The following is a 26,228-nucleotide window of genomic DNA, read 5'->3' on the forward strand; positions in this document are numbered from 1 at the left end:
TCTTCGATATAATCCATCCACTCCAACAATTCTTCCACAGCACAAATCTCCTTTTTATTTTCAGCATATCACATAAAAGGAGATTTGTTCACAATTTATTTACTCATGCGTTTGTCCTGGGTACAGGGGCTGGTCTCCCAGGCCGTTGGGCCACCAGAGTTCCGGCTCCGAAATCAGGGCAGACTCCGGGTTGTTTTCCAGAGTAAAGGAAGCTCCGTCAGGGGCAGTTACAGTTACCTGATAACCATAGAAGGCCCCTTCTTCTGTGCCGCACAGCTCTTGGAAGGCCTGCTCCTTTTTCCACTCTCTGGCGCTGTAAAAAGAAGGCACAAAATGAAGAGTCACTTTTCCGTCTTTGTGCTCCTGGGTTACGTATACAGAGTCAATCCGGGCTTTGGAAATCCCCAGCAGGGCGACGCTGCGGAAAATTCCTGCATCAGGGAGATGAGCGCCCCAATCCCAGCCATACATATAATGGGCTTTTCGGATATGGCTGAATCCTTCCCAGGCGTCTTCGCTGCCTCGGGTAGGACATTCTGCAAAGGCCTTTGCGGCGGCCTCAAGGGGGGAGTGGAGCACTGCTTCCAGGATATTCCCTTCAGATTTTAAGATGCCGACTACAGGGAATTCCCAGGTCCGGTGCATATTGAAAGCATGACCCAGCAAAATGCCGTTTAAGTAAATATCAGCCATGGTATCGATGCCCTCAAAGCGGAGGAGGGCCTGCTCCTGGTCCAGAAGTCCGGGAGCAGCATCGAAAGTACAGCTGTAAATAAAGTCATGATTGATCTCGTCTCGGACAAGATCTTCGTTTCCCTTCCAGTAAGGTTCCGGGATTTTATTATTTTCGGCCAGAACAGTATAGACACTGGTAGGAATGGATGTAGGGAAAGATTCTTGAGAGTCTGCTCTCCTGAGGCGCCAGCCTGTATCCAGAATTTGCTTGATCATGTTCTTTTACCTCCTGATATATAAAGCTTTATAGATTATCCCATGATTACTTTTACTTCTACCTGATCTTTTTCTTTAGAGAAGGGAATCAGATTACCCTTTACCGCAGTACCGTCTACGGTCATGGAAGCCACGCCTTTTTCCACATGGTCAGGATTTGATACCTGGATGTGATAGGTTACGCCTCTGTATTTTCTGGTTACGGTGAAATCCCCGAAATCACCTGGAATACAAGGATCTATTTTCAGTCCCTGAAGAGTGGGCTGAATTCCCAGGATATACTGGGAGATATTTACAAAGGTCCAGGCTGCCGTACCGGTAAGCCAGCTGTTCTTGGCTTCTCCGAAATTAGGAGCATCCTTGCCTGCCACCATCTGAGAGTATACGTAAGGCTCTGTACGATGAACTTCACTGATTTCTTCTAAGAAGGCCGGGCAGATCTTCTGGTAGACTTCAAAGGCTCTTTCTCCTCTGCCTACAATGGCTTCTGAAATGGAAACCCATGGATTGTTATGGCAGAAAATACCTCCGTTTTCCTTATATCCCGGCGGATAGGAGGAAATTTCTCCCAGGTTCAGACAGTCGTTCCAGTCGGCTCTTCCGATAAGAGGAAGGCCGTGAGGTCCTTTATGGGCAGCGATAAAATCAAAGGAACGTTTCAGGTGTTCCATAAGGGGAACTGCTGTGGACATATCGTTGTCAAAAGGCACCTGTTCTTCCAGAATCGAAAGATCTCCGGTTTCACGGATATAGGCGTTTACTGCAGCGATAAGCCACAGAGGATCGTCGTTGAATCCGCTTCCGATATCGGAATTTCCCTTTTTGGTCAGGGGCTGATACTGGTGGTAAGCGCTGCCGTCTGGAAACTGTGTGGAAGCAATGTCAATGATACGGTCTCTTGCCCGTTCTGGAATAAGATGGAGGAATCCCAGAAGGTCCTGACAGGAATCACGGAATCCCATGCCTCTGCCGATACCTGATTCATAATAAGAAGCAGACCGGGACATATTAAAGGTTACCATACATTGATACTGGTTCCAGATATTCACCATGCGGTTTACTTTATCATCAGAAGATGCTGCCTGGAAATTGGATAAGAGTTCTTTCCAATAACGGCACAGTTCTTCAAAGGCCTGATCTACAGTCTTTTCGTCTCCATATTTTTCCAGAAGCTTTCTGGCTTTGGCTTTATTTACAACATTTGTAGCTTCCCATTTTTCTTCCTGAGGATTTTCTGCGTAGCCTAGAACAAAAATGAAGGTTTTCCTTTCTCCCGGTTCCAGACAAAGGTCCAGCTGATGGGCGGCGATGGGATACCAGCCGCTGGCTACAGAATCTGTCAGTGCTCCTGCCAGAACGGCTTTGGGAGCTTCCGGTCCCTGGTAAACGCCCAGGAATGCATCTCTGCTGGTGTCGAAATGGCTTACAGGAGCATTGACACTGTAGAAAGCATAGTGATTCCGGCGTTCTCTGTATTCTGTTTTATGGTAGATGGCAGAACCTTCGATTTCTACTTCTCCGGTGCTTAAGTTTCGCTGGAAGTTTCTGGAGTCATCGTCTGCATTCCAGAGACACCATTCTACATAGGAGAAAAGCTGGAAATTTTTCTTTTCAGAAGAACGGTTGGTCAGGGTAACCTTCTGGATCTGGCAGGGATCCTCTGTGGGAACAAAGCACAGCACCTGGGCTTCAAGTCCGTTTTTCTCGCCAGTGAAGCGGCTGTAGCCAAGGCCGTGACGGCACTGGTAAAAGTCCAGGGGAGTCTTTACAGGCTGCCAGCTAGGATTCCAGACAGAATCTCCCTCTTTAATATAAAAATAATGGCCATTGTTATCATAGGGAACATTGTTGTACCGATAACGGGTGATACGCAGAAGTTTTGCATCCTTATAGAAGCAGTAGCCGCCGCCGGTATTGGAAATAAGACGGAAAAAGCCATTGGTTCCCAGATAGTTGATCCACGGCAGGGGAGTATCCGGGCGCTCAATCACATATTCCATAGAAGCGTCATCAAAAAATCCATATTTCATAGTGAAAATCCTCCTGATTATCTTATCAAATAAATTTCGAAAACGATTTAGAAATAATGGCAGAAAATAATCAGTCACTATGTATAAAAATTATCAGTCATTCAACTGCAAGACGATTATAACAAAAAGAACAGGGAAATACAAGGAAAAGAAAGAAAAATGAATAAAATTTATCCCAGTGAAACAATAGAATTGCGAAATATTTTCGTAAAAGAAGAGAAAAATAAGCAAGGTTTTTGAAAAAAATACCAGAAAACAGTAACATATACATGATAAAAATGTTATATTATTGTTTAACTGTATGAAAAAACTTGAATTTACGAAATGCCATTGCGAAAATTAAGGAGGATATCTAAAATCGGATGCAGGAAAACGATTTAGTAAAAGTGGAGAAGTTGTCAGTGAATAAGGAGGTGGAGACAGATATATGGGAGAGAGCGTATCACTGAAAGATATTGCAAAAGCTTGTAATGTTTCTGTTTCCACAGTCAGTAAGGCAATGAATGACAGGGCTGATGTAAGCAGCGCAAAGAAAGAAGAAATCCGCAGGGTTGCCAGAGAAATGAATTATGTCCCCAATTATATGGCTTCTGCCCTGAAAAATCAGTATACCAGAAATATTGGCGTGATCCTTGCAGAAGAAGCAGGACAGGGTTTGACCCATGAGCATTTCGCCAAGATACTGAACAGTTTTAAGGATACGGTGGAAGAAAGAGGATATGTGATCACTTTTTTAAATACCAGCAATTCACCCAGCCGGTTTTCCTATATGAAACAATGTCAATATATGAAGTATGACGGGGTGCTTGTGGTCTGCGCAGACTTTCATCAGAAGGAGCTGGATGAGCTTCTTTCATCCAATATACCTGTGGTGGTCATTGACCATACGTTAAAGAAACATGTGAATATTGCGTCTAATCAATATGGAGATATGCGCAGACTGATGCAGTTTGTCTTTGACAGAGGACATCGGAAAATCGCATATATTCATGGGAAAAACAGCGAAGTGACAAGAGGACGGTTATCTGCGTATCTGGATTTTATGAATGAGCATCATCTTCAGGTTCCGAAAGAATATGTGTATACCTGTCCTTACAGAGATGTGGAGAGGGCCAATGCTCTGACCAAGGCAGTGCTGGCCCTGCCAGATCGTCCCACCTGTATCCTTTATCCCGATGACCTGGCGGCCATCAGCGGGCTGGGCGTGATGCAGGAGATGGGAGTCAGGGTTCCTGAAGATATTTCTATTGCCGGTTATGACGGGATCAGTATTGCGGGAATTGTAAGACCAAGGCTTACCACTATCCGCCAGGATACGGTTTCTATAGGGATCCAGGCGGGAAATAAGCTGATCAACAGAATTGAATTTCCCGGCATAGGGATAGATGGAGAAACGGTTACCGTGGATAGTATGGTAGAGCCGGGAGAAAGCGTAGGCGTTGTGAAAAAAGCGTGAAGGGAACAGACAATGCAGATGCACAGAAGAAACTGGATGATTTGACAAAAGCTGTGGAAGGAATGGCAGAGTAGTTTTTGCCAAAGTGATATGTAGTAAGACAAAAATTATAGATAAATTTATCAAGTATAAGCAATTTGTATATGGGATTTTCTAAAGATTTTATATGGGGCGCTGCTACCAGCGCCTATCAGATTGAGGGCGGCGTCGATAGTACCGGAAAGGGGCTTCATATCTGGGATGTGTATACAAAAGAGCCGGGTAAGGTCTACTGCGGGCATACGGGAGATATTGCCTGTGACCATTATCACCGCTTTCAGGAAGATGTGGGAATCATGAAAGAGATGGGACTGAAAGCATACCGGTTTTCCATAGATTGGTCTCGGGTTCTGCCGGAAGGAACAGGGAGAGTAAATGAAGAAGGGGTACAGTTTTACAGCAATCTAATCGACACTCTTTTAGAAAACAGGATTGAGCCCTATATAACACTGTATCACTGGGAACTGCCATATGAACTGTATAAAAAAGGCGGCTGGATGAACCGGGATATTGCAGAGTGGTTTGGAGAATATGCACGTCTCATAGCAGAGTGTTTCAGTGACAGAGTGACCCATTTCTTTACGCTGAATGAGCCGCAGTGCTTCGTAGGGCTGGGATTTCTGTCAGGGGTACATGCACCGGGGCTTAAGTGCTCCATGCGGGATACCTTTGAGATGGCTCATAATGCTCTCCGTGCCCATGGAAGGGCTGTACAGATGCTGAGGCAGTATGCAAAGCAGCCGCTGATAATCGGTTATGCGCCTACCAGCGGAATTATTTATCCGGCTTCAGACCGCCCGGAGGATATTGAAGCGGCCAGGCAAAAGTATTTCTCCATGCCTGAGGAGGATTCGAACTGGACATGGAATGTGGCATGGTGGTCAGATCCTGTTCTTCTGGGTCATTATCCGGAAGAGGGCCTGATCAGATATGAGAAATATCTGCCCAAGATTACAGAGGAGGATATGAGGCTTATCTCCGAGCCTATTGATATGTATGGGCAGAACATCTACAATGGAAGAGCGTTTCGTATGGGAGCAGATGGAAAACCGGAGGAAGTGGACCGCATACCCGGATATGCTAAGACAGCAGCCAACTGGCCGGTGACCCCTGAGTGCCTGTACTGGGGTCCGAAATTTCTGTATGAGAGATATCAAAAGCCTATTTATATCACCGAGAACGGCATGGCGTGCCATGACACAATATCCCTGGATGGAAAGGTCCATGACCCAAACAGGATTGACTTTTTGGCACGATATCTGGGACAGCTGAAAAGAGCGGCGAAAGAGATTGATCTGAAAGGGTATTTTCAGTGGTCACTTATGGATAATTTTGAGTGGGAGAAAGGATATGCAGAACGGTTCGGTCTCGTCTACGTGGACTTTGACACCCAGGAACGTATACTGAAGGATTCAGCATACTGGTATAGAGACGTAATTCGGACGAATGGCAGTGAATTATGAATTACATCATGGGAATCACATTATAGATAAGCATCAGGAACATAATGTAAAGCGGTGGGACTGTGTGGATGTAATTTGCTCCAGCGGCTATTATCCGGCAGATGACTGGGAGGTAGAAGGAGAGACTGCTCTTGAAGAGCAGAGGAAATGGTATGAAAAAGCTTTCTGCACCATAGAAAAGAGACCATGGGTCAGTCAGAGAAGAGGCTCTGAAATATGCAGGGAATGATGGGCATGAGTTAAATATGGTCTTTCAGTTTGAACATGATAATCTGGATACTCTGGATGGCGAGCGCTGGGCATATCGGAAGGTTCCTCTGCCAGAACTGAAAGCAGTTTTAAGTAAATGGCAGACTCAGATGAATGGGAAAGCCTGGAATAGTCTGTATTGGACAAATCATGACCAGCCAAGAACCGTTTCAAGAAGAGGAAATGATGGCAAATACCGCAAGGAAAGCCAGAAAATGCTCTATACTATGCTTATGACCATGCAGGGGACTCCTTACATTTATCAGGGCGAAGAGATTGGAATGACCAATGTTGCCTTTGACTCCATTGAGGACTACGATGATGTGGAAATCCATAACTGCTGGAGAGAGCGCGTTATAAACGGAAACGCTGATCCTGACAAATTGCTGGATGGCATACGCTACAGGGCCAGAGATAATGCAAGAACACCTATGCAGTGGGATGATACTGAAAATGCAGGATTTACCACCGGAACTCCTTGGCTGAAGGTAAACCCTAATTATAAAGAAATAAATGTGAAAGAGGCTTTGACAGATAAGGACTCTATTTTGCATTATATGCAGCGCCTTATAAAAATGAGAAAAGAAAACGAAGTTGCTATATATGGAGACTTTCAAGAATACGAACCGGAAAACGAGCAGCTTTATATATATGAAAGAAATTTCGAAGAAAAACAGATGCTGGTTGTTCTGAATTTTTCTGAAGAGAGGGCAAAGTTTACGATGCCGGAGGAATGGAAGGGGAAGAAAACAGAACTGCTCATTACGAATTATCCTGGAGAAAAGGAACTGAAGAATAGAGAGCTGGAGCCTTATGAGGCCATTGTTTGGTTAGCCTTATAGGGATTGTTCGGGAACTTTATTTGAAGCCATATAGAAAGCTGTGTCAATGCTGCTATGAAAGGAGTAATCTAAAAATGACACACTATGAGAGAATTCATTTGGCGATGGCCCACAAGGAGCCTGATCGTGTGCCGGTTATGTGCCAGCTGAGTCAGGGATATATGGCAAAAAACGGCGGTGAAGCACCCTTCGATATGTATTTCAATGCAGAGAGTGCAGCCAGGGCCTTTTTTAAGACACGTAAAGATTTAGATTTTGATGGTATTCTTTTAAATGTATGTTTCGAGGACAACTGGCGTGAAATTTATGAACAGACGAAGGCAGAGAATACTGTGAATGGGGAACGTTATATCCTTCCGGATGGACGTGTGTATGAGAACCGAAACGACCAACTTACGCTTATCCATGATCCTGGCAAGGAAGAGAAACTTATGGACATCGAGGATATTGAGCCAGATAATATACCTTTGCGGCTTGACTATTCCGATGCTATGGAGCTTCACAAGCTGGCAGTAGCGGAAGGAAAGCGGGAGAGCTTTTCAGTACACGGGGAGATTGTCTCTCCTTTTGACTGTTTATGTGTGCTTCTGGGCCTGGAAAACGCTCTGATGGCTATGATTACGGACGGGGAAAAGTGTGAATCTATTCTAGAACGTTATGTGAATCAGTGTGTGGCTTTTGCAAAGGCACAAATTGATGTGGGCGTGGATACCATGAAGATATCTTCCCCTTTTGCAGGAGGGAGTTTTATCTCTCCACAGTTTTACAAACGTTTTGTGGTTCCCTTTGAGAGAGAAGTAGTGCGCCAGATTCATACATATGCTCCGCAAATCCCGGTATATACCCATACTTGCGGATTTATCAGTGATCGGCTGGAACTAATGGCTTCAAGCGGCATTGATGGAATTGAGTGCATGGATCCGCCGCCTCTTGGCAATACAGAATTAAAAGATGCCAAGGCACGAGTGGGGGACAAACTCTTTTTAAAGGGAAATATGGACTCTGTCAACGTACTGCTTCAGGCAACGCCGGAGAGTCTGGAGGAATATGTGCGGGATTTGATCAGAGACGGTATGTGCGGAGGCGGATATATCTTAAGCTCTGCATGTTCGGTAGCGCCTAATGTGAAGCCTGAGATTTTAAAGCTGCTTGTACCTTTAGCCGAAAAATATGGTAGATATGCTGCGTTTTCGGAATAAACTCCAGACAAAGGGGCTTTGTATCCAAAATAAAGTGTACAGAGAGGAAGAGACTATTCCATAGAGATTCAAAGTTTTATGGAATAGTCTCTTCCTTATTCATCAGAGAGACAAAATCGGCATTGACCGATAGCCCTTTTTTAAAATTCAGGCATCAGAGGGAAGCGCATCCCCAGATGTCTTTGCGTTGAATTCCTGAATTGTCTTATTTAAAGAGAGCATCCTGGCATCCAGTTTTTCCACGATCTTTGAACATTCCTGGAGTTCCCGACTGATGTAATCAGGTGCATGGCCCTCAAATTTGTAATAAATTTTATGTTCCAGGCTGGCCCAGAAGTCCTGTGCTACTGTCCGGATCTGAATTTCTACCATAGTATCTACAAATCCTCCGGAAAGATAAATGGGAACAGATACCAGCATATGATAGCTCTGGTAGCCACTGTCCTTGGGATGCTTTATATAATCTTTCAGAGAAATGATCTTCAGATCCCCCTGCTTGGTGAGCATATCTGCAATCAGATAAATGTCCGAAGTAAAAGAACAGATTATACGGACTCCGGCAATGTCCCGGACATGTTTTACCATGTTTTTTACGTTGACTTCGTATCCATTCTTTTTCAGCTTTTTAACAATGCTTTCCGGTGTCTTGATCCTGGATTTAATATGTTCTATAGGAGTGTAATGGTGAACATGCTGGAATTCATCATTAAGTATTTCAATCTTGGTGTTGATCTCCTTTAAGGCGGCATTATAAAGGAACATAAGAGTTTCCCAGCTGTCTACATCCTCATAAAATTTCAGCGTTGAGAAGTTATCCAATCCTGTTTCACCTCCTTCAGACAAAAAAAGTCGCCGCTTTTATCAAGTATAGCAGAAAAGCGGCGAAGAGTCAAAACTATAAACATTTAATGGAAGTGTTTGTCACATGTCCAACTTCATATGGTCTGGCTTTATCAGTCCCATTTTTCGCATTTTTTCAGAAATAATGAGAGAAAGGAGACCAGGCAGGACAAAATGGAGAAGGACGATTTTTATCAGTACAATTACAGGATCTTCTGATACAGTCATGGTCTGCCATGTCATAATCTGGCCCACAAAACCGGCAGTACCCATTCCGGAACCGGTGGCATTGTTGGTCATTCCTGCCAGCATGGTGCCTACAGGGCCCAGGATCCCACTGGAAATAATTGCAGGAAGCCAGATCAGCGGATGACGCATGATATTAGGAACCTGCAGCATAGAAGTGCCGATTCCCTGAGCCAGCAGTCCGGAAAGGCCGTTTTCTCTGTAGCTTGCAACAGCAAAGCCTACCATGTTGCAGCAGCAGCCGATAGTAGCGGCTCCGGCAGCCAGACCGGAGAGATTCAGAATAACTCCCAGGGCGGCAGAGCTGATGGGCAGAGTCAGGATCATTCCCATAAGCACGGATACAACGATCCCCATAAGGAAAGGCTGCTGCTCTGTTCCCCAGTTGATCATGGCTCCCAGCTGAGTCATCAGCCGGCTGATAGGAGGACCTACTAATATTCCAACGAAAGCACCCCCCAATATACCTGCCAGGGGAGCCAGGATAATATCCAGTTTTGTTTTTCCAGCTATAAGCCTGGAAAGTTCAATGGCGACATAGGCAGCAATAAAGGCTCCAAGAGGTTCTCCTGGGCCGGAAAGAAGAAGTGCCCCCTCTTCCGTAAAAACTGCTCCGGAAGAAATATTTCCGGCGAAGGCCCCTACCATACCTGCAGTAATGGCAGAGAGAACAACCAGGGGGCCTTCTTTAAAGCGGCAGGCCACTCCTGCGCCAATTCCGGCACCGGTCATAGCAGCGGCAAATTTTCCGAACTGGTAGATAAGAGTTCCCCAGTTTCCTCCGATGAGATTGCCGATCTGCTGTATAATGGTGCCAATGATCAAAGTGGCAAAAAGGCCGTAGGCCATGCCGCTGAGTCCTTCAATGAAAATTCGGTTTAAAATTTTTTTCACAGCGTGGCCTCCTGTCAGCCGTTGATCTTCAGGTTTTTCAGAAGAGAACCTAAGGAGGTGGAGATTTCTTCGCTCTTTGGCAGCTCAAAATCAGGCTCTTCTGTTTTTTCTTCCTGAGGTTCAGCTAAAGCTTTCATGCTCAGGCTGATTTTTCCATCTTCGTTTTTAATTACTTTTGCTTTCACAGGGTCTCCTACAGACAGAACAGCTTTGGGAGATTTGATCCGTTTTTCTGATATTTGAGAGATATGTACCAGTCCGGAAATGCCGTTGCCCAGGTCAATAAAAGCTCCGTAAGTCTGAAGGGACTCTACCGTACCTTCTACAATGGTTCCAACCTTAATGTTCTGGATTTTCTCAAGCTTTTCTGCCTGAGCTTTATCCCTCAGAACTTCTTTTGCAGAGAGGATAAGACGGTTTTCCTGCTCATCTACTTCTGTTACTCTTACAGTGAGAGTCTTCTTTAAGTAATCTTCTGGATTTTCTACATAATGAAGGGCGAGCTGGGATACGGGGATAAAAGCCCGGATTCCTTCTACATAGGCAATAACTCCGCCCTTTACGATACCTTCTACGGTAACTTCAAAATCAGTTTTATCTTCCTGCATCTGGGCCAGCTTGTCCCAGATCAGCATATCATCATCCCGGAAATTAGAAAAAGATGCATTGATCTCATTCATATAATCATCCATGGTTTCCTGTTTCTTAGTTTCTTCTGACATATGTTGCTCCTCCTTAAATTACTGCTTTATAAATTCAGGCATATTCATGCAAGCATGAAATGCCTGAGCCTGGGAAATGATATCCCCCCTGAATTGCTCCGCCCTGCAGGCTCCCGCAATTCAGAAAAACATTCGCATTCCAACCTGCCGGTTTCCATGCTCATGTTTTGACGGGGCTCAAATTCAGGCATATTCATGCAAGCATGAAATGCCTGAGCTTTCGCCCCTAGTATCATAACATAATTGCCAGGAAATTAGAAGTGTGATAGTATAAAAAAAGAAGTGAAAATCTATGGTCGGAAAGGAATTTAGGAATGGCAAAGCAGAGAAAAATATATATTATCGGACATAAGAATCCGGATACGGATTCTATTTGTTCTGCTATCGCTTATGCGGATCTGAAGAACCGTTTGAATAAGGGAAATAAGTATGCAGCCAAGAGAGCGGGCCAGATAAATGAGGAGACAGAGTATGTGCTGAAAAGGTTTGGCGTGGAAGCGCCGGGGTATCTGTCTGATGTGGGAACTCAGGTGAAGGATATGGAGATCCGGGAGACTCCGGGAGTGGACAGCGGAATTTCCATAAAGGATGCCTGGGCCATCATGAAGCAGACCAGCGCAGTTACTTTGCCTATTACTAAGGAAGACGGGAAGCTGGAGGGACTGATCACTACTGGTGATATAGCAAAATCCTACATGGATGCCCATGATAATTATTTCCTGTCTAATGCCAGAACCCAGTTCAGGAGTATAGCCAATACGGTGGAGGGAACAGTTGTTACGGGAAATCCTCATGGATATTTTGTCAGAGGAAAGGTAGTCATCGGTGCCGCTCATCCGGATAAACTGGGGGAATTTCTGGAGGAAGATGATCTGGTAATACTTGGAGACCGGCATGAGGACCATCTCTGCGCCATAGAGCAGAATGTAAGCTGTATCATTGTCTGCAATCATACGGAAGTGACTCAGGATATCCGGGAGGCGGCAGAGAAGAATCAGTGCGTGATCATACAGTCTGCTCTGGATACTTTCAGTGTGGCAAGACTGATCAATCAGAGTATTCCTGTAAAGCACATTATGAAAAAGGATAATCTGATTACTTTCCAGACAGATGACTATACAGATAACATAAAAGATATCATGGTTAAGAACCGCCACAGAGCTTTCCCTGTAGTAAATAAACATGGAAAGTATATTGGTACGGTGTCCAGGAGAAATCTTCTTGGAATGAAGAAGAAACAGCTGATACTGGTAGACCATAATGAAAAGACCCAGGCGGTGGACAATATTGATTCTGCGGAAATTCTGGAGATCATAGACCATCACAGACTGGGCTCTCTGGAGACACTTCAGCCCATCGTGTTCCGCAACCAGCCTGTAGGGTGTACGGCAACCATACTCTATCAAATGTATGCGGAAAAAGCTTTGGAAATTGATCCCAAGATCGCGGGACTTCTCTGCGCAGCGATCATTTCAGATACGCTGATGTTCCGTTCTCCTACCTGCACATTATCAGACAAGATGGCGGCAGGGGCCCTGGCCTTAATTGCAGGAATTAACATAGAAGAGTTTGCAAAGGAAATGTTTACTGCAGGCAGCAATCTGAAAGGAAAGACCATAGAGGTTATTTTTTATCAGGATTTCAAGCGTTTCACTTCGGATAAGGTGAACTTTGGAGTGGGACAGATAAGTTCCATGAATGCAGAGGAGCTGAAAGACCTGAAGAAGAGACTTCTTCCTATGATGAAACATGAATGTGGAAAGAATGGCATTTCCATGGTGTTTTTTATGCTTACAAATATTTTGGAAGAATCATCAGAAATTATCTGTTATGGAGATGGCAGCGGAAAACTGGTAGAAGACTCTTTTGAGGTACAGGAAAAGGAAGGAGGATATCTGCTTCCTGGAGTGGTTTCCAGGAAAAAACAGCTGATTCCGGCCTTTATTGGAACCCTGCAGCAGAATAACAGCTGAGAGGAGAAGACAGAATGAGCAAAATAGAATGGAAGCCTGGGAACATGCTCTACCCTCTGCCGGTGGTAATGGTTACGGCAGCAGACGATGAGGGCCATGATAACATTATTACGGTAGCCTGGGCCGGTACGGTGTGCACCAATCCTCCCATGGTATCTATTTCCATAAGACCAGAGCGCCATACCTGGAAGATGATCCGGGATACGGGAGAATTTGTCATAAATCTCACCACAGAAAAGCTGGCTTATGCCACAGACTACTGCGGAGTAAAATCGGGAAGAGATGTGGACAAATTTCTGGAGACAGGACTGACCAGAGAGGCTGCAGCCCATGTAGGAGCGCCTATGATAAAAGAGTCACCTGTATCTATAGAGTGCAGAGTCCGTGAAGGCAAAGACTACGGAAGCCATTGGGTTTTTACTGCAGATGTACTGGCTGTCCATGTGGACAAAGACTATATGGACGAAAAAGGAAAGTTTGACCTGGCGGCAGCCCGTCCTATTGTATATTCCCACGGGGAATATTATGGATTGGGAAAACAGCTGGGAACCTTTGGATACAGCATTAAAAAAAGGAGAAAGAAAAAACAGAAAAAATGAAAGATAACATAGTACTGATAGGTATGCCCGGCTCAGGAAAAAGCACAGTGGGAGTGATTCTGGCCAAAGTGCTGGGATATTCCTTTATTGATTCAGACTTACTGATACAGAAGGCAGAAAAAAAATTGCTGAAAGAAATTATCGCCAGGGAAGGCCAGGAGGGATTCCTGAAAATTGAAAACAGGGTAAATGCTTCTATTGAAACAGAAAAGTCGGTAATTGCCACAGGGGGGAGCGTGGTTTACTGCCAGGAGGCTATGGAGCATCTGAAAGAAATCGGTACGGTCATCTATCTGCAGCTGGATTATCCAATACTGCGGAGGAGACTGGGAAACCTTATAGGAAGAGGTGTGGTCCTGAAAGAAGGACAGACACTGAAAGATTTATACGAGGAGAGGGTTCCTCTTTATGAAAAATACGCAGATTACATTATTGATGAGAAAAAAACAAATGCAGAGGGAACTTTGCAGAAAATATTGGAAATCCTGAATTGATTACAGAAAGAAGCTGGATACTGACAGGAAAAGCGGAACGTTAAAATGTTAATTTTTATTTACAAAAGCGTTTATCTGTTATAATATTATGGTTAAGTCATAAAATGATACCAAGGGTCCAAAATGCGAAGCAATCCGTGGTATCATCACGATAAGATAAGTAATTATGGGTAGATTGTATTACAAGGGGAATTGGAGTATAAGAGCTTGTTTTTAGGACAAGCGTTTTAATATAGACGGCATAAGCCAAAATAAGAGGTGTGTATATGGAACAGTATATTATCAAAGGCGGTAATCCTTTAGTGGGAGAAGTCGAAATAGGTGGTGCGAAAAATGCGGCCCTTGCTATTCTGGCGGCAGCGATCATGACAGACGAGGTTGTGCATATTGAGAATCTGCCGGATGTGCGGGATATTAATGTACTGCTGGAGGCTATCAGAGAAATCGGAGCTACAGTAGAGCGCATCAGTCCTACAGAGGTAAAGATTGTAGGCGCTACCATCGGCAATATTACTGTTGAGTATGAATATATCAAAAAGATCCGGGCATCCTATTATCTGCTGGGAGCCCTTCTGGGAAAATATAAAAATGCAGAGGTTCCTCTTCCGGGAGGATGTAATATCGGCAGCCGTCCTATTGACCAGCATCTGAAAGGATTCCGGGCTTTAGGGGCATCTGTGGATATTATTCATGGCGCTGTAGTTGCAAAGGCAGAAGAGCTGAAAGGAAAACATATTTTCCTGGACATGGTTTCTGTAGGCGCGACGATCAATATTATGATGGCTGCAGCCATGGCAAACGGCAATACGACTATTGAAAATGCGGCAAAGGAACCCCATGTAGTAGATGTTGCTAACTTTTTGAACAGCATGGGCGCTAATATTAAAGGTGCTGGTACAGACGTGATCCGTATCAGAGGAGTGGAAAAACTTCACGGCACCAGTTATTCTATTATTCCAGATCAGATTGAGGCAGGCACATTTATGTGTGCCGCAGCAGCTACCATGGGAGATGTAATGGTGAAAAACGTTATACCTAAGCATCTGGAGGCAACTACCGCCAAACTTGAGGAAATCGGATGTCAGGTAGAAGAGTTTGACGATGCTGTCCGGGTAGTTGCCAATAAACGTCTGAAGAGAACCAATGTAAAAACTATGCCATATCCGGGATATCCTACGGATATGCAGCCCCAGTTTGCAGTAGCTTTGACGCTGGCAGAGGGGACAAGTATTATTACAGAGAGTATTTTTGAAAATCGTTTTAAATATGTGGACGAGCTTGCCAGAATGGGTGCAGACATTAAGGTTGAGGGAAATACGGCAATTGTCAATGGTGTTTCCAAACTCACAGGGGCCCAGGTAAGCGCTCCCGATCTTCGGGCTGGGGCGGCTCTGGTAATCGCAGGTCTGGCGGCAGAAGGAATTACCATAGTAGATGATATTGTATATATCCAGAGAGGATATGAACGTTTTGAGGAAAAACTGAGAAGTCTCGGCGCGGAGATTGAAAGAGTTTCCAGCGAAAAAGAGATTAAGAAATTCCAATTTCGTGTTGGCTAGAAAATAGTACTTGACGAAGTAAGAAAAAAGCGTTAATGTATTATTCGAAAATTGAATACAGGATATTTTTTCTCTTATTCAGAGTGATGGAGTTACATAGGAACTGTGAAGTCACGGCAACCCCGCTTTGCGGAAGGTGCCAACCTGAGCGAATTAATCGAACAATAAGAGGATTCATATTGTATCATATGTGGGTCCGCTTGTGCGGGCCCTTTCCTATGCAGAAAAAACATCCGAATACCTGAATGGGTGAAAGACAAATGAAAGGGGAATATTATGGAAAAAAGATTATTTACATCTGAATCTGTTACTGAAGGCCATCCAGATAAAATGTGCGATGCCATTTCTGACGCCATTTTAGACGCTCTTATGGAAAAAGATCCTATGAGCCGTGTGGCCTGCGAGACAGCTACTACCACAGGAATGGTTATGGTCATGGGAGAAATCACCACCAAGGCCTATGTGGACATCCCTAAGATCGTCCGGGATACAGTACGAGAGATCGGTTACACAAGAGCAAAATACGGATTTGATGCAGATACCTGCGGCGTGATCACTACCATCGACGAGCAGTCTGCAGATATTGCCCTGGGCGTGGACAAGGCGCTGGAAGCCAAGGAGCATAAAATGTCTGAAGAAGAGCTGGATGCCATTGGTGCCGGAGATCAGGGGATGATGTTTGGATTTGCTACAGATGAGACAGAAGAATATATGCCTTATCCCATTGCTCTGGCTCATAAGCTGGCAAGACAGCTGACAAAAGTCCGGAAAGACGGCACTCTGACCTATTTAAGACCTGATGGAAAGACTCAGGTAACAGTAGAATATGACGAAAATGACCATCCCGTGCGTCTGGATGCAGTGGTCCTTTCTACACAGCATGATCCGGAAGTGACACAGGAACAGATTCATGAAGATATTAAGAAATATGTTTTTGATCCTATTCTTCCAAAGGAGATGGTAGATGAAAAAACTAAGTTCTTTATTAATCCTACAGGACGCTTTGTTATTGGCGGCCCTCACGGAGACAGCGGTCTCACCGGACGTAAAATTATCGTAGATACTTACGGTGGATATGCCCGCCACGGCGGCGGAGCTTTCTCCGGAAAAGACTGCACAAAGGTAGACCGTTCCGCAGCTTACGCAGCCCGCTATGTTGCAAAGAACCTGGTAGCAGCAGGCCTGGCAAGGAAATGCGAAATCCAGCTGTCCTATGCTATCGGCGTTGCTCATCCCACTTCTGTTATGGTGGATACCTTCGGTACAGGAAAACTTTCTGATAACCGTCTGGTAGAGATCATCCGTGAAAACTTTGACCTGAGACCAGCAGGAATCATCAAGATGCTGGATCTGCGCCGTCCTATCTACAAACAGACAGCTGCTTACGGACATTTCGGAAGAAACGATCTGGACCTGCCATGGGAGAGACTGGATAAAGTAGAAGCTATGAAAGCTTATCTGGAAAAATAAAAACTGAAAAATAAAAAGGAGATGCTCCGTTAACACATATCAGAAATATTTATACATTTTATGCGAATTTGCCGAGCGCAGCTTTGAGACTACAGGCTCAAAGCGGCGCAGACTGAGCAATAAAATGTATAAATATTTTCGACTTCGGTTAATGGGGCATCTCCTTTTTAGATACCTTTGAAATCAAATAGATCTTTTACCGGGATCCCAAGAACTTCAGCAATATCCAGGAGACTGTCCAGAGAAATGGACGTCTTGATATTAGGCGCTTCTATATTGCTGATATGAGTTCTGCTTAAACCTACCCGGGCAGCCAGCTGGCCCTGAGTCAGGCCTTTCAGCTTCCGGTAATAGGAAATAGTCAATCCTAATTCTCTCAACTGTTTCAGTCGTTTATCTTCTGTCATTGCCAATCTCCTTTTTGCTACACTATAGCACTGGAAATAATTGGCAAAAACAAACTATATATTTGCAAATGCAAACTAATATACAACAAAAGCTAATGTACAGTTATGAAATGCAAATTATAAGTTGTCTATAATGCGGCACATTTCCTCTAAACTGAATGCGCGGACATGACTGCCTGATATTGCCTCAAATCCGGCCACAAAATCTGAAGTTGAAAAAAGATAGTACCATTTTTCTCTTTCAGGAAAAAGGCCTGCCTGTTTTTGCAGTACGGATAAGGCGTCAACATCCAGCCATTCCTCAGTAAGAAAACAGGCCCCCAGAAGAATCTGCTTCTCTCCTGAAGCGGCAATGGAAATATATTCGGTACGTTTCTTGGTGGGATGCTGCCCCCACCACATTCCCACATGCTCCATGGGGAAGGGGCCATGTCCCCGGCTCTGTTCCAGACGGAGAAATTCCCTGCAGATATCCTCAAAGGCATTTTCCATGGAGGAAGAAAGATGGGGAAGAACCTGTTTTTGAAAGACTTCCCTGCCTCTGCCCATTTCGATTTCTGCCTGAAAAGGATAGACAAAAGTAAACCAGAACCGGAAGGGACTGTTTGAAATCCGATATAGAGCCCGTCTGCTGGACAGATCCTCTGTTACAGGAACAAGCTTCTCAGTGAGTCCGTGACTTTCCAGGGAACCCAGAAGGCTGCCTGCAGCACTGGGAGTAAGCCCGGTTTTATCACAGATTTCCTGGAGATGTCTGGGGGCGCCGCCTATGGCCGCCAGGATTCCTGTGATGAATGGAGAATTTCCATAGTATCTTCCAAGGAGAAGAGGAACCCATCTGTACAAAATCCCTTTTTCCTGGAAGTACAGGTGCTCCAGGCTTTCCTGGACTGGGAGGTCCTGGGAAAAATATTCCAGAATTCCGGGATTTCCTCCTGTTATGCTGTACAGGAGAAGCTGGTCCTTAGGAGAAAGCTGAGGATAGAGCTGCCGGGTCTCAAAGAAATTAAAATTTCTGAGGCCAAGGCAGAGGCTATCTTTGTGTGATTCTTTCTCCCAGAGAGCAGAAGATTTACATAAAATAAAAAATAATCCGGAAGAATCTTTCTCAAGGGCGGCAAGCTGACTGAAAAACCTTCGGTTCTGAGCAGAGAGATACTGGAAATCATCCAGGATAACTGTCAGGGGTTCTTTGGAAGCCTCTTTTTTCAATGCTTTGAGAAGCTGAGAAGCTTTCTGACAAGAAGAAAAACTTTTACCCAGGCTGCGGCTGCACTGCTCTTTCAGCATGGAAAAATTTTCCTGCCAGGGAACACAGGAAGCTTTGAAATACAGGCATGTCTTTTCCTTCATAAACTCTGCCAGCAGACGGCTTTTCCCCTGACCAGGATAGGAATAGAGAGAAATGCAGCAGGAACTATGCTCCTGGTACAGCTTATTTAAAGTTTTGAGCAATTGATCTTTATCTATAAACATAAATCGTCCTCTTTTGTAGTACATAGGTTTAGTTTTCATTTTAGAGGCCAATCCCGAGAAAGTCAAAACATTTCCAAAGAATTTTTATAGAAAGTTTAGATTTGGTTCTTTATTATTTAGAGGAAAAAGAAAAAAATTATGCTATAATTAACACATATGTAAAAAATACAAGAATCAGGAGAAACAGTAAAAGAGGCTGATATATGAAACTGAAAACAAGGATTATCATTTCATTTTTTATTATTGTGCTGGAGCCATTGCTCTTTACAGTGCTGGCTTTCTGCTTTTTCAGCCATTATCAGTTCCGAGCTATTGAAAAACAGTATGGCATAGAGAATCCTACTTATGAAACGCTGGCTAATACGGCGGAGATGATTGCACGGCTTACCAATAAAGCAGCGGAAAACATAGAGGAGACGGCCAATACAGATCCAGAGCGTTTTACAGACATTCAGTACCTGGATTCTCTGAATAAGGAGCTGTCGGAAAGTAATTCCTATCTGGTAGTAAGAGAGGACGGCAGGGTCACTTATTATGGCTGCGAAGATTATCCCAGCGCCCTGATAGAAAAGCTGGATGACAGCTATCAGGGAGATAACGCAGGGATCAGTGACCGGATGTATCTGGGAGATAAAGTCCAGTCTCTTGTGAAGCAGATAAATTTTTCCACAGATGAAATTGAACAGGGAAATGTCTACATTGTTTCTAACGCTTTGGAGACACTTCCCCAGGTCCAGCAGCTGGGCGAGACTATGATCATTACCGTGATCCTCATTCTGGCCATTACAGCCCTGTGGCTAACCTGGTGGATTTACAGAGGGGTGATCACTCCCCTGGATAAGCTGCGCATGGCTACACAGAAGATTAAAGCAGGGGACCTGAATTTTTCCATAGCTACGGAAGGAGTCAGCGAGATTGCAGATCTCTGTCAGGACTTTGAAGATATGCGTCAGAGGCTGAAGGAAAATGCAGAGGAAAAGGTCGCCTTTGACAAGGAAAATAAAGAGCTGATCAGCAATATTTCTCATGACCTGAAAACGCCGATAACGGCCATAAAAGGTTATGTGGAAGGAATCATGGATGGAGTGGCAAACACTCCGGAAAAGCAGGATAAGTATATAAAGACTATATATACAAAAGCCAATGACATGGACCGCCTGATCAATGAACTGACCTTTTATTCCAAGATGGATACCAACAGGATTCCCTATACCTTTAATAAAATTTCCGTTACAGACTTTTTTGATGACTGTGCAGAAGATCTGAGCGTGGAGCTGGAGGCCAAAGGCGTGGCTTTTTCCTACTCTAACTATGTAGAGCCGGAAGTAATGGTCATTGCAGATGCAGAGCAGATTAAAAGAGTGGTAAATAATATTGTCAGCAATTCTCTGAAATATATGGCGCCAGGCAGAACCAAGCGGATCAATCTGAGAGTAAAGGATGTAGGAGATTTTGTTCAGGTAGAGCTTGAGGATAATGGAAAGGGAATTGCAGCCAGAGACCTGCCGAATATATTTGACCGGTTTTACCGTACCGATGCATCCAGAAATTCTTCTCAGGGAGGAAGCGGCATAGGGCTTTCTATAGTGAAAAAGATTATGGAAGACCACGGAGGAAAGGTTTGGGCTACCAGCAAAGAAAATATTGGGACAGTTATGTATTTTGTCCTTAGAAAATATCAGGAGGTACCAGTAAATGAGTAAGATTTTAATTATTGAGGATGAGGAAGCTATTGCGGATCTGGAAAAGGACTATTTGGAGCTCAGCGGATTCGAAGTGGAGATTGAACATCGGGGCGATGTGGGATTAAAACGGGCTCTGGAAGAGGATTTTGACCTGTTTATCCTGGACTTAATGCTTCCTGAGGTAGACGGCTTTGAAATCTGCCGGGAAATCCGTAATCAGAAGAACACTCCGATCATCATGGTATCTGCCAAGAAAGATGATATTGATAAGATCCGGGGTCTGGGCCTGGGAGCAGATGACTACATGACAAAACCTTTCAGCCCCAGTGAACTGGTGGCCAGAGTAAAAGCTCATCTGGCCAGATATGAAAGACTGATCGGAACCGGCATCCAGGAGAATGACATTATAGAAATCCGGGGTCTGAAGATTGATAAGACTGCAAGACGTGTGTGGGTCAACGGAGAAGAGAAAAATTTCACTACCAAGGAATTCGACCTCCTCACATTCCTGGCTCAGAATCCCAACCGGGTATTTACCAAGGATGAGCTGTTTAAAGAAATCTGGGATATGGAGTCTATCGGAGATATTGCCACCGTTACGGTCCATATTAAGAAGATCAGAGAAAAAATTGAATTTAACACTGCCAAGCCCCAATATATCGAGACAATCTGGGGTGTGGGCTACCGTTTTAAGGTGTGAGAAACAGGTGATAATAAAAAGGGTAAAGTTCAGTGTGAATCCTGGGCTTTGCCCCTTTTTCTTTTTATAGTATAATGAAAGAACATTAGGAGCCGTGATTTTTTAGCTGCGGCCCCAAATCCGGCGCAGGGACTTACAGGAACGAGTCCGGAATGTATATAGGAGGCTGCTGTGAAAAGAGAAAATATTTACGAAGGTGTTCTTTCCTTTAAAGGAACCTGGAGAAACTATCAAAACAGAGTGCTGGAGGAAGCTGATAAATATCTGGAGGACGGAAAAATACATATTGTAGCGGCTCCGGGGGCAGGAAAAACTACCCTGGGAATTGAACTGATACGAAGGGCTGGCCAGCCCTGTCTGATATTTTCCCCCAGGATCGTGATCCGGGAGCAGTGGCTGGAACGTATCCGCCAGTTCTTTCTTACAGAAGAAAAAAATAATGGGCTGCTTTCCAACAACCTGAAATCTCCGGCTTTGATTACCTCTGTAACTTATCAGACCCTCTATTCTTCTGTGAAAGGTTATCAGGGAACAGAAGAGGAACAGGAGGGGGAAGAGCCGGAGACTGTGGATTTTTCAGATTTTCAACTGTTGGAAACTGTCCGTGAGGCAGGAATCAGAACAATCTGTCTGGATGAGTGCCATCATCTGAAAAATGAGTGGTGGAAGGCCCTGGAAAGCTTTATGCAGGAAATGAAAGATGTGACGGTGATCAGTCTGACTGCCACACCGCCCTATGATTCCACTCCTGCCCAGTGGGAACGGTATATCAGGATGTGCGGAGAAATCGATGCAGAAATAACGATTCCTGAATTGGTAAAAGAAGGCAGCCTCTGTCCTCACCAGGACTATGTATACTTCAATTATCCGGCAGGGGATGAGGAAAGACAGCTGGAACAGTTTCGGATGACTTCTGATGAGATGTTTGAAGAAGTTCTTGGAGATTCCAGGCTGAGAGAGGCTGCAGCTTCCCATAGGGCCCTTTTGGATTATGAGAATTATTTTGACCAAATGCTGGAGAATCCGGCTTACCTGTCTTCCCTGCTGATTTACTGCCAGTGTATGGGAATTTCCTTTTCACCTGCCTGGCTCCAGGTTTTGGGAATCGAGAGCCTGCCGGATATGTCAGAAAAATGGATGGAAATATTTCTCCAGGGCTTTCTTTACGAGGATAGAGAAAGCTACACTTGCTATGAAAACTATCAGAAAGAACTGATGAAAAAGCTGAAAGCAGCCGGTCTCATAGAAAAGGGAAAGGTCTGCTTTTTGATGAACAGCCGAATAGAACGAATGCTGGCAAACAGCGTGGGAAAGATGGATAGTATCTGCAGGATTGCTTTCCGGGAGTATGCTTCTGAAAGAGAAGAACTGAGGATGCTGATCCTTACGGACTATGTAAGGAAAGAGGCCAGAAAGTCTCTGGGAGAGCCGGAAAAAGAAGTGGGAAATATTGGAGTTCTGCCCATATTCGAGCTTCTCAGGAGACAAGGGATGGATTGGAAACTGGGAGTGCTCTGCGGAAGTCTTCTTGTCTTTCCAGATTCTGCAAAAGAGAAGTTTCTGAAGGAGGCTGCTCTGGAAGCGTCAGGTCTGGAACCAGAATTGAAGCCCCTTACAGACAGCAGAGGAGGGGCTCTTGGCTATACAGAGGCAGCAGTACAGGGAAAACAACATATCTATATTCAAATTATGACCAGGCTTTTTGAAAGGGGAGACATCCAGATTCTTATCGGCACCAAATCTCTTCTGGGTGAAGGCTGGGATTCTCCCTGTATTAATTCCCTTATTCTTGCCAGTTTTGTAGGCTCTTATGTTTTGGGAAATCAGATGAGAGGAAGAGCTATCCGGGTAAATAAGGAAAAACCGGATAAAGTCAGCAATATCTGGCATCTGGTCTGCCTTTTGCAGCCAAAGGAACAAAGAGAAAGGAAACAAATGGGAATACAGGAGCCGGAATTGTCCCAGGATTTCTATACATTAAAGAGAAGAATGGAAGGGATACCAGGGCTTCGCTATGACGGCAGCAGGATTGAAAATGGAATGGAAAGGCTTACTATTATTTCACCGCCTTATGATCCCGCCCATGTGCAGCAGATCAATCTGGAGATGGAGGAGCTGTCCAGCCACCGGGAAATCGTTGCCGGACAATGGAAAGAAGATGTGTGCTTTTATGAGAAAATGGAGATGGCGGACCAGTGCGGCACGGAGAAAAAGAGCAGCCGTCGGGGCGTACATTTTTATAACGCCCTGGGAGCCCAGATCCTGCTTTTGCTTATGCAGATCTGCAATACACTGGTACGAGTGAATATAACCAGGGGAACCATGTTTTCTAATCTCATCTTCTTTATCCTTTCGGCAGTCTTTGTTGCAGGTACATTTCTTTGGGGAAAGAAACTGATCTGGTGGCTTACTCCAATGAGCCGGTACAAAGCTTTGAGCAGAGGACTGCTGGCTGCTTTGAAGAAGAGAGGGTATATCTTATCCTCCTGTGAGGCTGCCACAGAGGAGGAGATAGGAATCCGCTTCTGGGCATGGCTTAGCGGAGGGACGGACAGAGAAAAGACAGTCTTTGCCCAGGCCCTGGCAGATATGCTGAAACCTATAGATAATCAGAGATATCTTCTTGTCTATGGACGAAACATAGAAAAACCTGTAGAATATTTCTGCGTACCCCAGGTTTTTTCTGGAACCAGGGAAAAAGCGGAAAATTTCCGAAAAGACATGGAGCCTTATATCGGTAAATACCATCTTATCTATACAAGAAATCCTGAGGGAAGAAGACTGCTCCTTCGGGGAAGGGCAGAGTCTTTTTCCAATAGGAATCAGAGAAAAATATATAGAAAAAAGACAGTAAAAGGAGCCTTGGAATAATGAGTCAGGGAAAATATCTGGACAGAGAATTGTATAAATACGGAAGAGGAGAAGCCTATCCCTTTCATATGCCGGGGCATAAAAGACAGGCAGTGACGCCTTATCTGGAAAATCCATATCTGGAAGATATTACGGAGATTACGGGATTCGATAATCTCCACCATGCAGAGGGTATCCTGAAGGAAGCTCAGGAATATGGGGCAGAAATCTTCAGGGCAAAGCAGACTTATTTTTTGATCAACGGAAGTACGGCAGGGATTTTGGCAGCAGTGTCTGCCTGTACGAAACCAGGAGGGAAACTCCTTATGGCCAGGAACTGCCATAAGGCAGCTTACCATGCAGCCTGCCTGAGAGAACTGGAGACGGTATACCTGTATCCTTCCTGGGAGGAGAGTCTGGGGCTCAACGGAGGAATCTGTCCGGAAGATGTGGAGGCTGCCCTGGCAGCAGATGGGGAGATTCAGGCAGTGCTGATCACGTCACCTACTTACGACGGGATTTTGTCTGATGTGAAAAAGATCGCTGAGACGGTTCACAGATATGGGATTCCTCTTATTGTAGATGAGGCTCACGGCGCCCATCTGCCTTTTCACGATTATTTTCCAGAATCTGCCCTGTATCAGGGCGGAGATATTGTGATACAAAGCTTACATAAAACATTACCTTCTCTGACCCAAACGGCGGTTCTTCACAACCAGTCAGAACTGGTGTCCAGGGAAAGACTGGAGAGGTTTTTGGGCATCTACCAGACCAGCAGCCCTTCTTATCTGCTTATGGCCTCTATAACGGCCTGCCTCCGCTATGTGGAACAACGGGGAGAAGAAGAATTTGAGAAGTATGTATGCCGATTGGACAAATGGAGAAGGGTTCTGGCTCAGATGAAGACCCTATATTTGCCGGGGAAGGAGCTTCTGGGACAGAAAGGGATTTTTGATCTGGATCTGTCAAAAATTATAATTTCAGGAGAAGGGGCAAATATAGACGGTCCTTCTCTGCACCGGATACTCAGGGAGAAATACGGTCTGGAGCTGGAGATGGAGGCCCCTAAGTATGTCCTGGCCCTTACCAGTCTTATGGACACAGAGGAGGGCTTTCAGAGGCTGGCAGAGGCATTGCTGGAAATTGATTCCAGGCTGATGAAAGGGTACAAAAGAAAACCGCTGAGTTTTACAGATTATCCCCAGGAACTTTGTTCCCGGCAGATCCTGTCTATATCACAGGCTATGGAGAGTGAACAGGAGGAGAGAAACCTGACAGAGTCCAGAGGGCTCATTTCCGGAGAATTTGCCTATCTGTACCCCCCGGGGATTCCTTTGCTGGTTCCGGGAGAAGAGATTACCGAAGAGTTCATAGAACAGGCAGTCCGGTGGGAAAAGGAGGGAATCCGCCTCCAGGGCCTGTCAGATTATACACAGAAGAGAATAAAAACAGTGAAAAAGAGATAAAGAGGGAAGAGATGGGAAAAATATTTTATATCATGGGTAAAAGTTCTTCAGGAAAGGATACTATATATCGAAGGCTGCTGGAAGACCGGGAGCTGGCCTTAAGGAATATTGTCCTTTACACTACCAGGCCTATGCGCCAGGGGGAACAGCCGGGGCGGGAATACTATTTTGTAGGAGAGGAAACCTTTAAGGAATATGAGGCCCAGGGAAAGATTATTGAATCCAGAACTTACCAGACAGTCTACGGCCCCTGGATTTATTTTACTGCTGACGATGGACAGGTTCAGCTGGAACAGAGGAATTATCTGGGAATCGGTACTCTGGAATCCTATCTCCACATGAAAGATTATTACGGAGAAGAGAAGATATGCCCCCTTTATATAGAGGTAGAGGATGGAGAACGGCTGAAACGGGCAATCCGCAGGGAAGAGCTTCAGCCTGAGCCTAAATATGCGGAAATGTGCAGGAGATTCCTGGCAGATGAGGAAGATTTTTCTCTGGAAAATCTGAAAAAAGCAGGAATTGAAAGGCACTTTGAGAATATTGAACTGGAAAGCTGTGTAAAGGAATTGAAAACCTGTATACAAACGTTGCAGTAATGAAAAAATCTGTGCTATA

22 protein-coding genes and 1 riboswitch are annotated in these 26,228 nt (G+C 44.7%); of the genes, 15 read left to right on the forward strand and 7 right to left on the reverse strand.

All coding sequences use genetic code 11. From position 1 onward, the window contains the following. Positions 1–99: 99 nt before the first annotated feature. A complete protein-coding gene (locus B5G00_RS06225) occupies positions 100–951 on the reverse strand; it encodes a glycosyl hydrolase 2 galactose-binding domain-containing protein (protein WP_087270191.1) in 852 nt (283 codons plus the stop codon). Positions 952–986: 35 nt separating this feature from the next. Beyond that, positions 987–2,981 (reverse strand): GH36-type glycosyl hydrolase domain-containing protein, encoded by a 1,995-nt coding sequence (locus B5G00_RS06230; protein WP_087270194.1) that lies wholly within the window; start codon positions 2,979–2,981, stop codon positions 987–989. Positions 2,982–3,408: 427 nt separating this feature from the next. Between B5G00_RS06230 and B5G00_RS06235 the strand changes: the two genes are divergently transcribed. The 5 genes from B5G00_RS06235 (at position 3,409) to B5G00_RS06255 (ending at position 8,229) form a co-directional block, all read left to right on the forward strand. Next, positions 3,409–4,437, forward strand: a complete 1,029-nt coding sequence (locus B5G00_RS06235; RefSeq protein WP_087270197.1) for a LacI family DNA-binding transcriptional regulator — start codon at positions 3,409–3,411, stop codon at positions 4,435–4,437. Positions 4,438–4,580: 143 nt separating this feature from the next. Beyond that, on the forward strand, positions 4,581–5,939 hold the full coding sequence (locus tag B5G00_RS06240) for a GH1 family beta-glucosidase (protein ID WP_087270201.1): 1,359 nt from the start codon (positions 4,581–4,583) through the stop codon (positions 5,937–5,939). Further along, complete coding sequence (locus B5G00_RS19595; RefSeq protein WP_140403117.1) at positions 5,929–6,168, forward strand: glycoside hydrolase family 113; 240 nt, start codon at positions 5,929–5,931, stop codon at positions 6,166–6,168. The genes B5G00_RS06240 and B5G00_RS19595 overlap by 11 nt, the downstream gene beginning before the upstream one ends. 16 nt (positions 6,169–6,184) lie before the next feature. Next, positions 6,185–7,030: an alpha-amylase family glycosyl hydrolase gene (locus B5G00_RS06250; RefSeq protein WP_242971298.1), complete on the forward strand. Its 846-nt coding sequence runs from the start codon at positions 6,185–6,187 to the stop codon at positions 7,028–7,030. A gap of 74 nt (positions 7,031–7,104) precedes the next feature. Next, complete coding sequence (locus B5G00_RS06255; RefSeq protein WP_087270206.1) at positions 7,105–8,229, forward strand: uroporphyrinogen decarboxylase family protein; 1,125 nt, start codon at positions 7,105–7,107, stop codon at positions 8,227–8,229. Positions 8,230–8,376: 147 nt separating this feature from the next. Here the strand turns inward: B5G00_RS06255 and B5G00_RS06260 are convergent, their stop codons facing one another. From B5G00_RS06260 to B5G00_RS06270, 3 genes are all read right to left on the reverse strand, one after another. After that, complete coding sequence (locus B5G00_RS06260) at positions 8,377–8,991, reverse strand: GTP pyrophosphokinase (RefSeq protein WP_087270570.1); 615 nt, start codon at positions 8,989–8,991, stop codon at positions 8,377–8,379. Between the two features lie 159 nt (positions 8,992–9,150). After that, positions 9,151–10,209 carry a PTS transporter subunit IIC gene (locus tag B5G00_RS06265; RefSeq protein WP_242971299.1) on the reverse strand — a complete coding sequence of 353 codons (1,059 nt, stop codon included), beginning with the start codon at positions 10,207–10,209 and terminating at the stop codon, positions 9,151–9,153. Positions 10,210–10,223: 14 nt separating this feature from the next. After that, positions 10,224–10,931 (reverse strand): S1 RNA-binding domain-containing protein, encoded by a 708-nt coding sequence (locus B5G00_RS06270; RefSeq protein WP_087270209.1) that lies wholly within the window; start codon positions 10,929–10,931, stop codon positions 10,224–10,226. A 314-nt stretch (positions 10,932–11,245) separates the two neighbouring features. Here B5G00_RS06270 and B5G00_RS06275 point away from each other — a divergent pair, with 314 nt between their 5' ends. From B5G00_RS06275 to metK, 5 genes are all read left to right on the forward strand, one after another. Next, positions 11,246–12,904, forward strand: a complete 1,659-nt coding sequence (locus B5G00_RS06275) for a putative manganese-dependent inorganic diphosphatase (RefSeq protein WP_087270212.1) — start codon at positions 11,246–11,248, stop codon at positions 12,902–12,904. Between the two features lie 14 nt (positions 12,905–12,918). Next, on the forward strand, positions 12,919–13,503 hold the full coding sequence (locus B5G00_RS06280) for a flavin reductase family protein (protein ID WP_087270214.1): 585 nt from the start codon (positions 12,919–12,921) through the stop codon (positions 13,501–13,503). Beyond that, on the forward strand, positions 13,500–13,997 hold the full coding sequence (locus B5G00_RS06285; RefSeq protein ID WP_087270217.1) for a shikimate kinase: 498 nt from the start codon (positions 13,500–13,502) through the stop codon (positions 13,995–13,997). The genes B5G00_RS06280 and B5G00_RS06285 overlap by 4 nt, the downstream gene beginning before the upstream one ends. A 266-nt stretch (positions 13,998–14,263) precedes the next feature. Further along, positions 14,264–15,556, forward strand: coding sequence for a UDP-N-acetylglucosamine 1-carboxyvinyltransferase (locus B5G00_RS06290; RefSeq protein WP_087270220.1), 1,293 nt, complete (start codon positions 14,264–14,266; stop codon positions 15,554–15,556). 71 nt (positions 15,557–15,627) lie between these two features. Then, positions 15,628–15,727, forward strand: a riboswitch (SAM riboswitch). Positions 15,728–15,832: 105 nt separating this feature from the next. Next, a complete protein-coding gene (gene metK, locus B5G00_RS06295) occupies positions 15,833–17,026 on the forward strand; it encodes a methionine adenosyltransferase (RefSeq protein ID WP_087270223.1) in 1,194 nt (397 codons plus the stop codon). Between the two features lie 167 nt (positions 17,027–17,193). Here metK and B5G00_RS06300 read toward each other — a convergent pair whose 3' ends face one another. After that, positions 17,194–17,433, reverse strand: a complete 240-nt coding sequence (locus B5G00_RS06300; RefSeq protein ID WP_087270226.1) for a helix-turn-helix domain-containing protein — start codon at positions 17,431–17,433, stop codon at positions 17,194–17,196. Positions 17,434–17,550: 117 nt separating this feature from the next. Further along, positions 17,551–18,909 (reverse strand): ATP-binding protein, encoded by a 1,359-nt coding sequence (locus B5G00_RS06305; RefSeq protein WP_087270228.1) that lies wholly within the window; start codon positions 18,907–18,909, stop codon positions 17,551–17,553. 203 nt (positions 18,910–19,112) lie between these two features. Between B5G00_RS06305 and B5G00_RS06310 the strand changes: the two genes are divergently transcribed. The 5 genes from B5G00_RS06310 to B5G00_RS06330 all read left to right on the forward strand — a co-directional run bounded on the left by B5G00_RS06310 (position 19,113) and on the right by B5G00_RS06330 (position 26,209). Beyond that, positions 19,113–20,612 (forward strand): sensor histidine kinase, encoded by a 1,500-nt coding sequence (locus B5G00_RS06310; protein ID WP_087270232.1) that lies wholly within the window; start codon positions 19,113–19,115, stop codon positions 20,610–20,612. Beyond that, positions 20,605–21,294 carry a response regulator transcription factor gene (locus B5G00_RS06315; RefSeq protein ID WP_087270234.1) on the forward strand — a complete coding sequence of 230 codons (690 nt, stop codon included), beginning with the start codon at positions 20,605–20,607 and terminating at the stop codon, positions 21,292–21,294. Before B5G00_RS06310 ends, B5G00_RS06315 begins: the two co-directional genes overlap by 8 nt. 171 nt (positions 21,295–21,465) lie before the next feature. Continuing rightward, complete coding sequence (locus B5G00_RS06320) at positions 21,466–24,165, forward strand: DEAD/DEAH box helicase family protein (RefSeq protein ID WP_087270237.1); 2,700 nt, start codon at positions 21,466–21,468, stop codon at positions 24,163–24,165. Continuing rightward, the gene (locus B5G00_RS06325) at positions 24,165–25,610 is read left to right on the forward strand and encodes an aminotransferase class I/II-fold pyridoxal phosphate-dependent enzyme (protein WP_087270240.1); all 1,446 of its coding nucleotides are present in this window, start codon (positions 24,165–24,167) and stop codon (positions 25,608–25,610) included. Before B5G00_RS06320 ends, B5G00_RS06325 begins: the two co-directional genes overlap by 1 nt. 11 nt (positions 25,611–25,621) lie before the next feature. Continuing rightward, positions 25,622–26,209, forward strand: coding sequence for a guanylate kinase (locus B5G00_RS06330; protein ID WP_087270244.1), 588 nt, complete (start codon positions 25,622–25,624; stop codon positions 26,207–26,209). The last annotated feature ends 19 nt before the right edge of the window (positions 26,210–26,228 follow it).

Source organism: Blautia sp. An46, assembly GCF_002161645.1.
Classification (GTDB): Bacteria; Bacillota; Clostridia; order Lachnospirales; family Lachnospiraceae; genus Blautia; species Blautia ornithocaccae.

Coding starts and splice junctions, on each gene's coding strand:
- B5G00_RS06290 (WP_087270220.1), top strand. CDS start 14,264: ATGGAACAGTATATTATCAAAGGCGGTAATCCTTTAGTGGGAGAAGTC.
- B5G00_RS06275 (WP_087270212.1), top strand. CDS start 11,246: ATGGCAAAGCAGAGAAAAATATATATTATCGGACATAAGAATCCGGAT.
- B5G00_RS06285 (WP_087270217.1), top strand. CDS start 13,500: ATGAAAGATAACATAGTACTGATAGGTATGCCCGGCTCAGGAAAAAGC.
- B5G00_RS06300 (WP_087270226.1), bottom strand. CDS start 17,433: ATGACAGAAGATAAACGACTGAAACAGTTGAGAGAATTAGGATTGACT.
- B5G00_RS06330 (WP_087270244.1), top strand. CDS start 25,622: ATGGGAAAAATATTTTATATCATGGGTAAAAGTTCTTCAGGAAAGGAT.
- B5G00_RS06230 (WP_087270194.1), bottom strand. CDS start 2,981: ATGAAATATGGATTTTTTGATGACGCTTCTATGGAATATGTGATTGAG.
- B5G00_RS06325 (WP_087270240.1), top strand. CDS start 24,165: ATGAGTCAGGGAAAATATCTGGACAGAGAATTGTATAAATACGGAAGA.
- metK (WP_087270223.1), top strand. CDS start 15,833: ATGGAAAAAAGATTATTTACATCTGAATCTGTTACTGAAGGCCATCCA.
- B5G00_RS06270 (WP_087270209.1), bottom strand. CDS start 10,931: ATGTCAGAAGAAACTAAGAAACAGGAAACCATGGATGATTATATGAAT.
- B5G00_RS06305 (WP_087270228.1), bottom strand. CDS start 18,909: ATGTTTATAGATAAAGATCAATTGCTCAAAACTTTAAATAAGCTGTAC.
- B5G00_RS06225 (WP_087270191.1), bottom strand. CDS start 951: ATGATCAAGCAAATTCTGGATACAGGCTGGCGCCTCAGGAGAGCAGAC.
- B5G00_RS06280 (WP_087270214.1), top strand. CDS start 12,919: ATGAGCAAAATAGAATGGAAGCCTGGGAACATGCTCTACCCTCTGCCG.
- B5G00_RS06260 (WP_087270570.1), bottom strand. CDS start 8,991: ATGTTCCTTTATAATGCCGCCTTAAAGGAGATCAACACCAAGATTGAA.
- B5G00_RS06250 (WP_242971298.1), top strand. CDS start 6,185: ATGGTCTTTCAGTTTGAACATGATAATCTGGATACTCTGGATGGCGAG.
- B5G00_RS06255 (WP_087270206.1), top strand. CDS start 7,105: ATGACACACTATGAGAGAATTCATTTGGCGATGGCCCACAAGGAGCCT.
- B5G00_RS06240 (WP_087270201.1), top strand. CDS start 4,581: ATGGGATTTTCTAAAGATTTTATATGGGGCGCTGCTACCAGCGCCTAT.
- B5G00_RS06315 (WP_087270234.1), top strand. CDS start 20,605: ATGAGTAAGATTTTAATTATTGAGGATGAGGAAGCTATTGCGGATCTG.
- B5G00_RS06235 (WP_087270197.1), top strand. CDS start 3,409: ATGGGAGAGAGCGTATCACTGAAAGATATTGCAAAAGCTTGTAATGTT.
- B5G00_RS06310 (WP_087270232.1), top strand. CDS start 19,113: ATGAAACTGAAAACAAGGATTATCATTTCATTTTTTATTATTGTGCTG.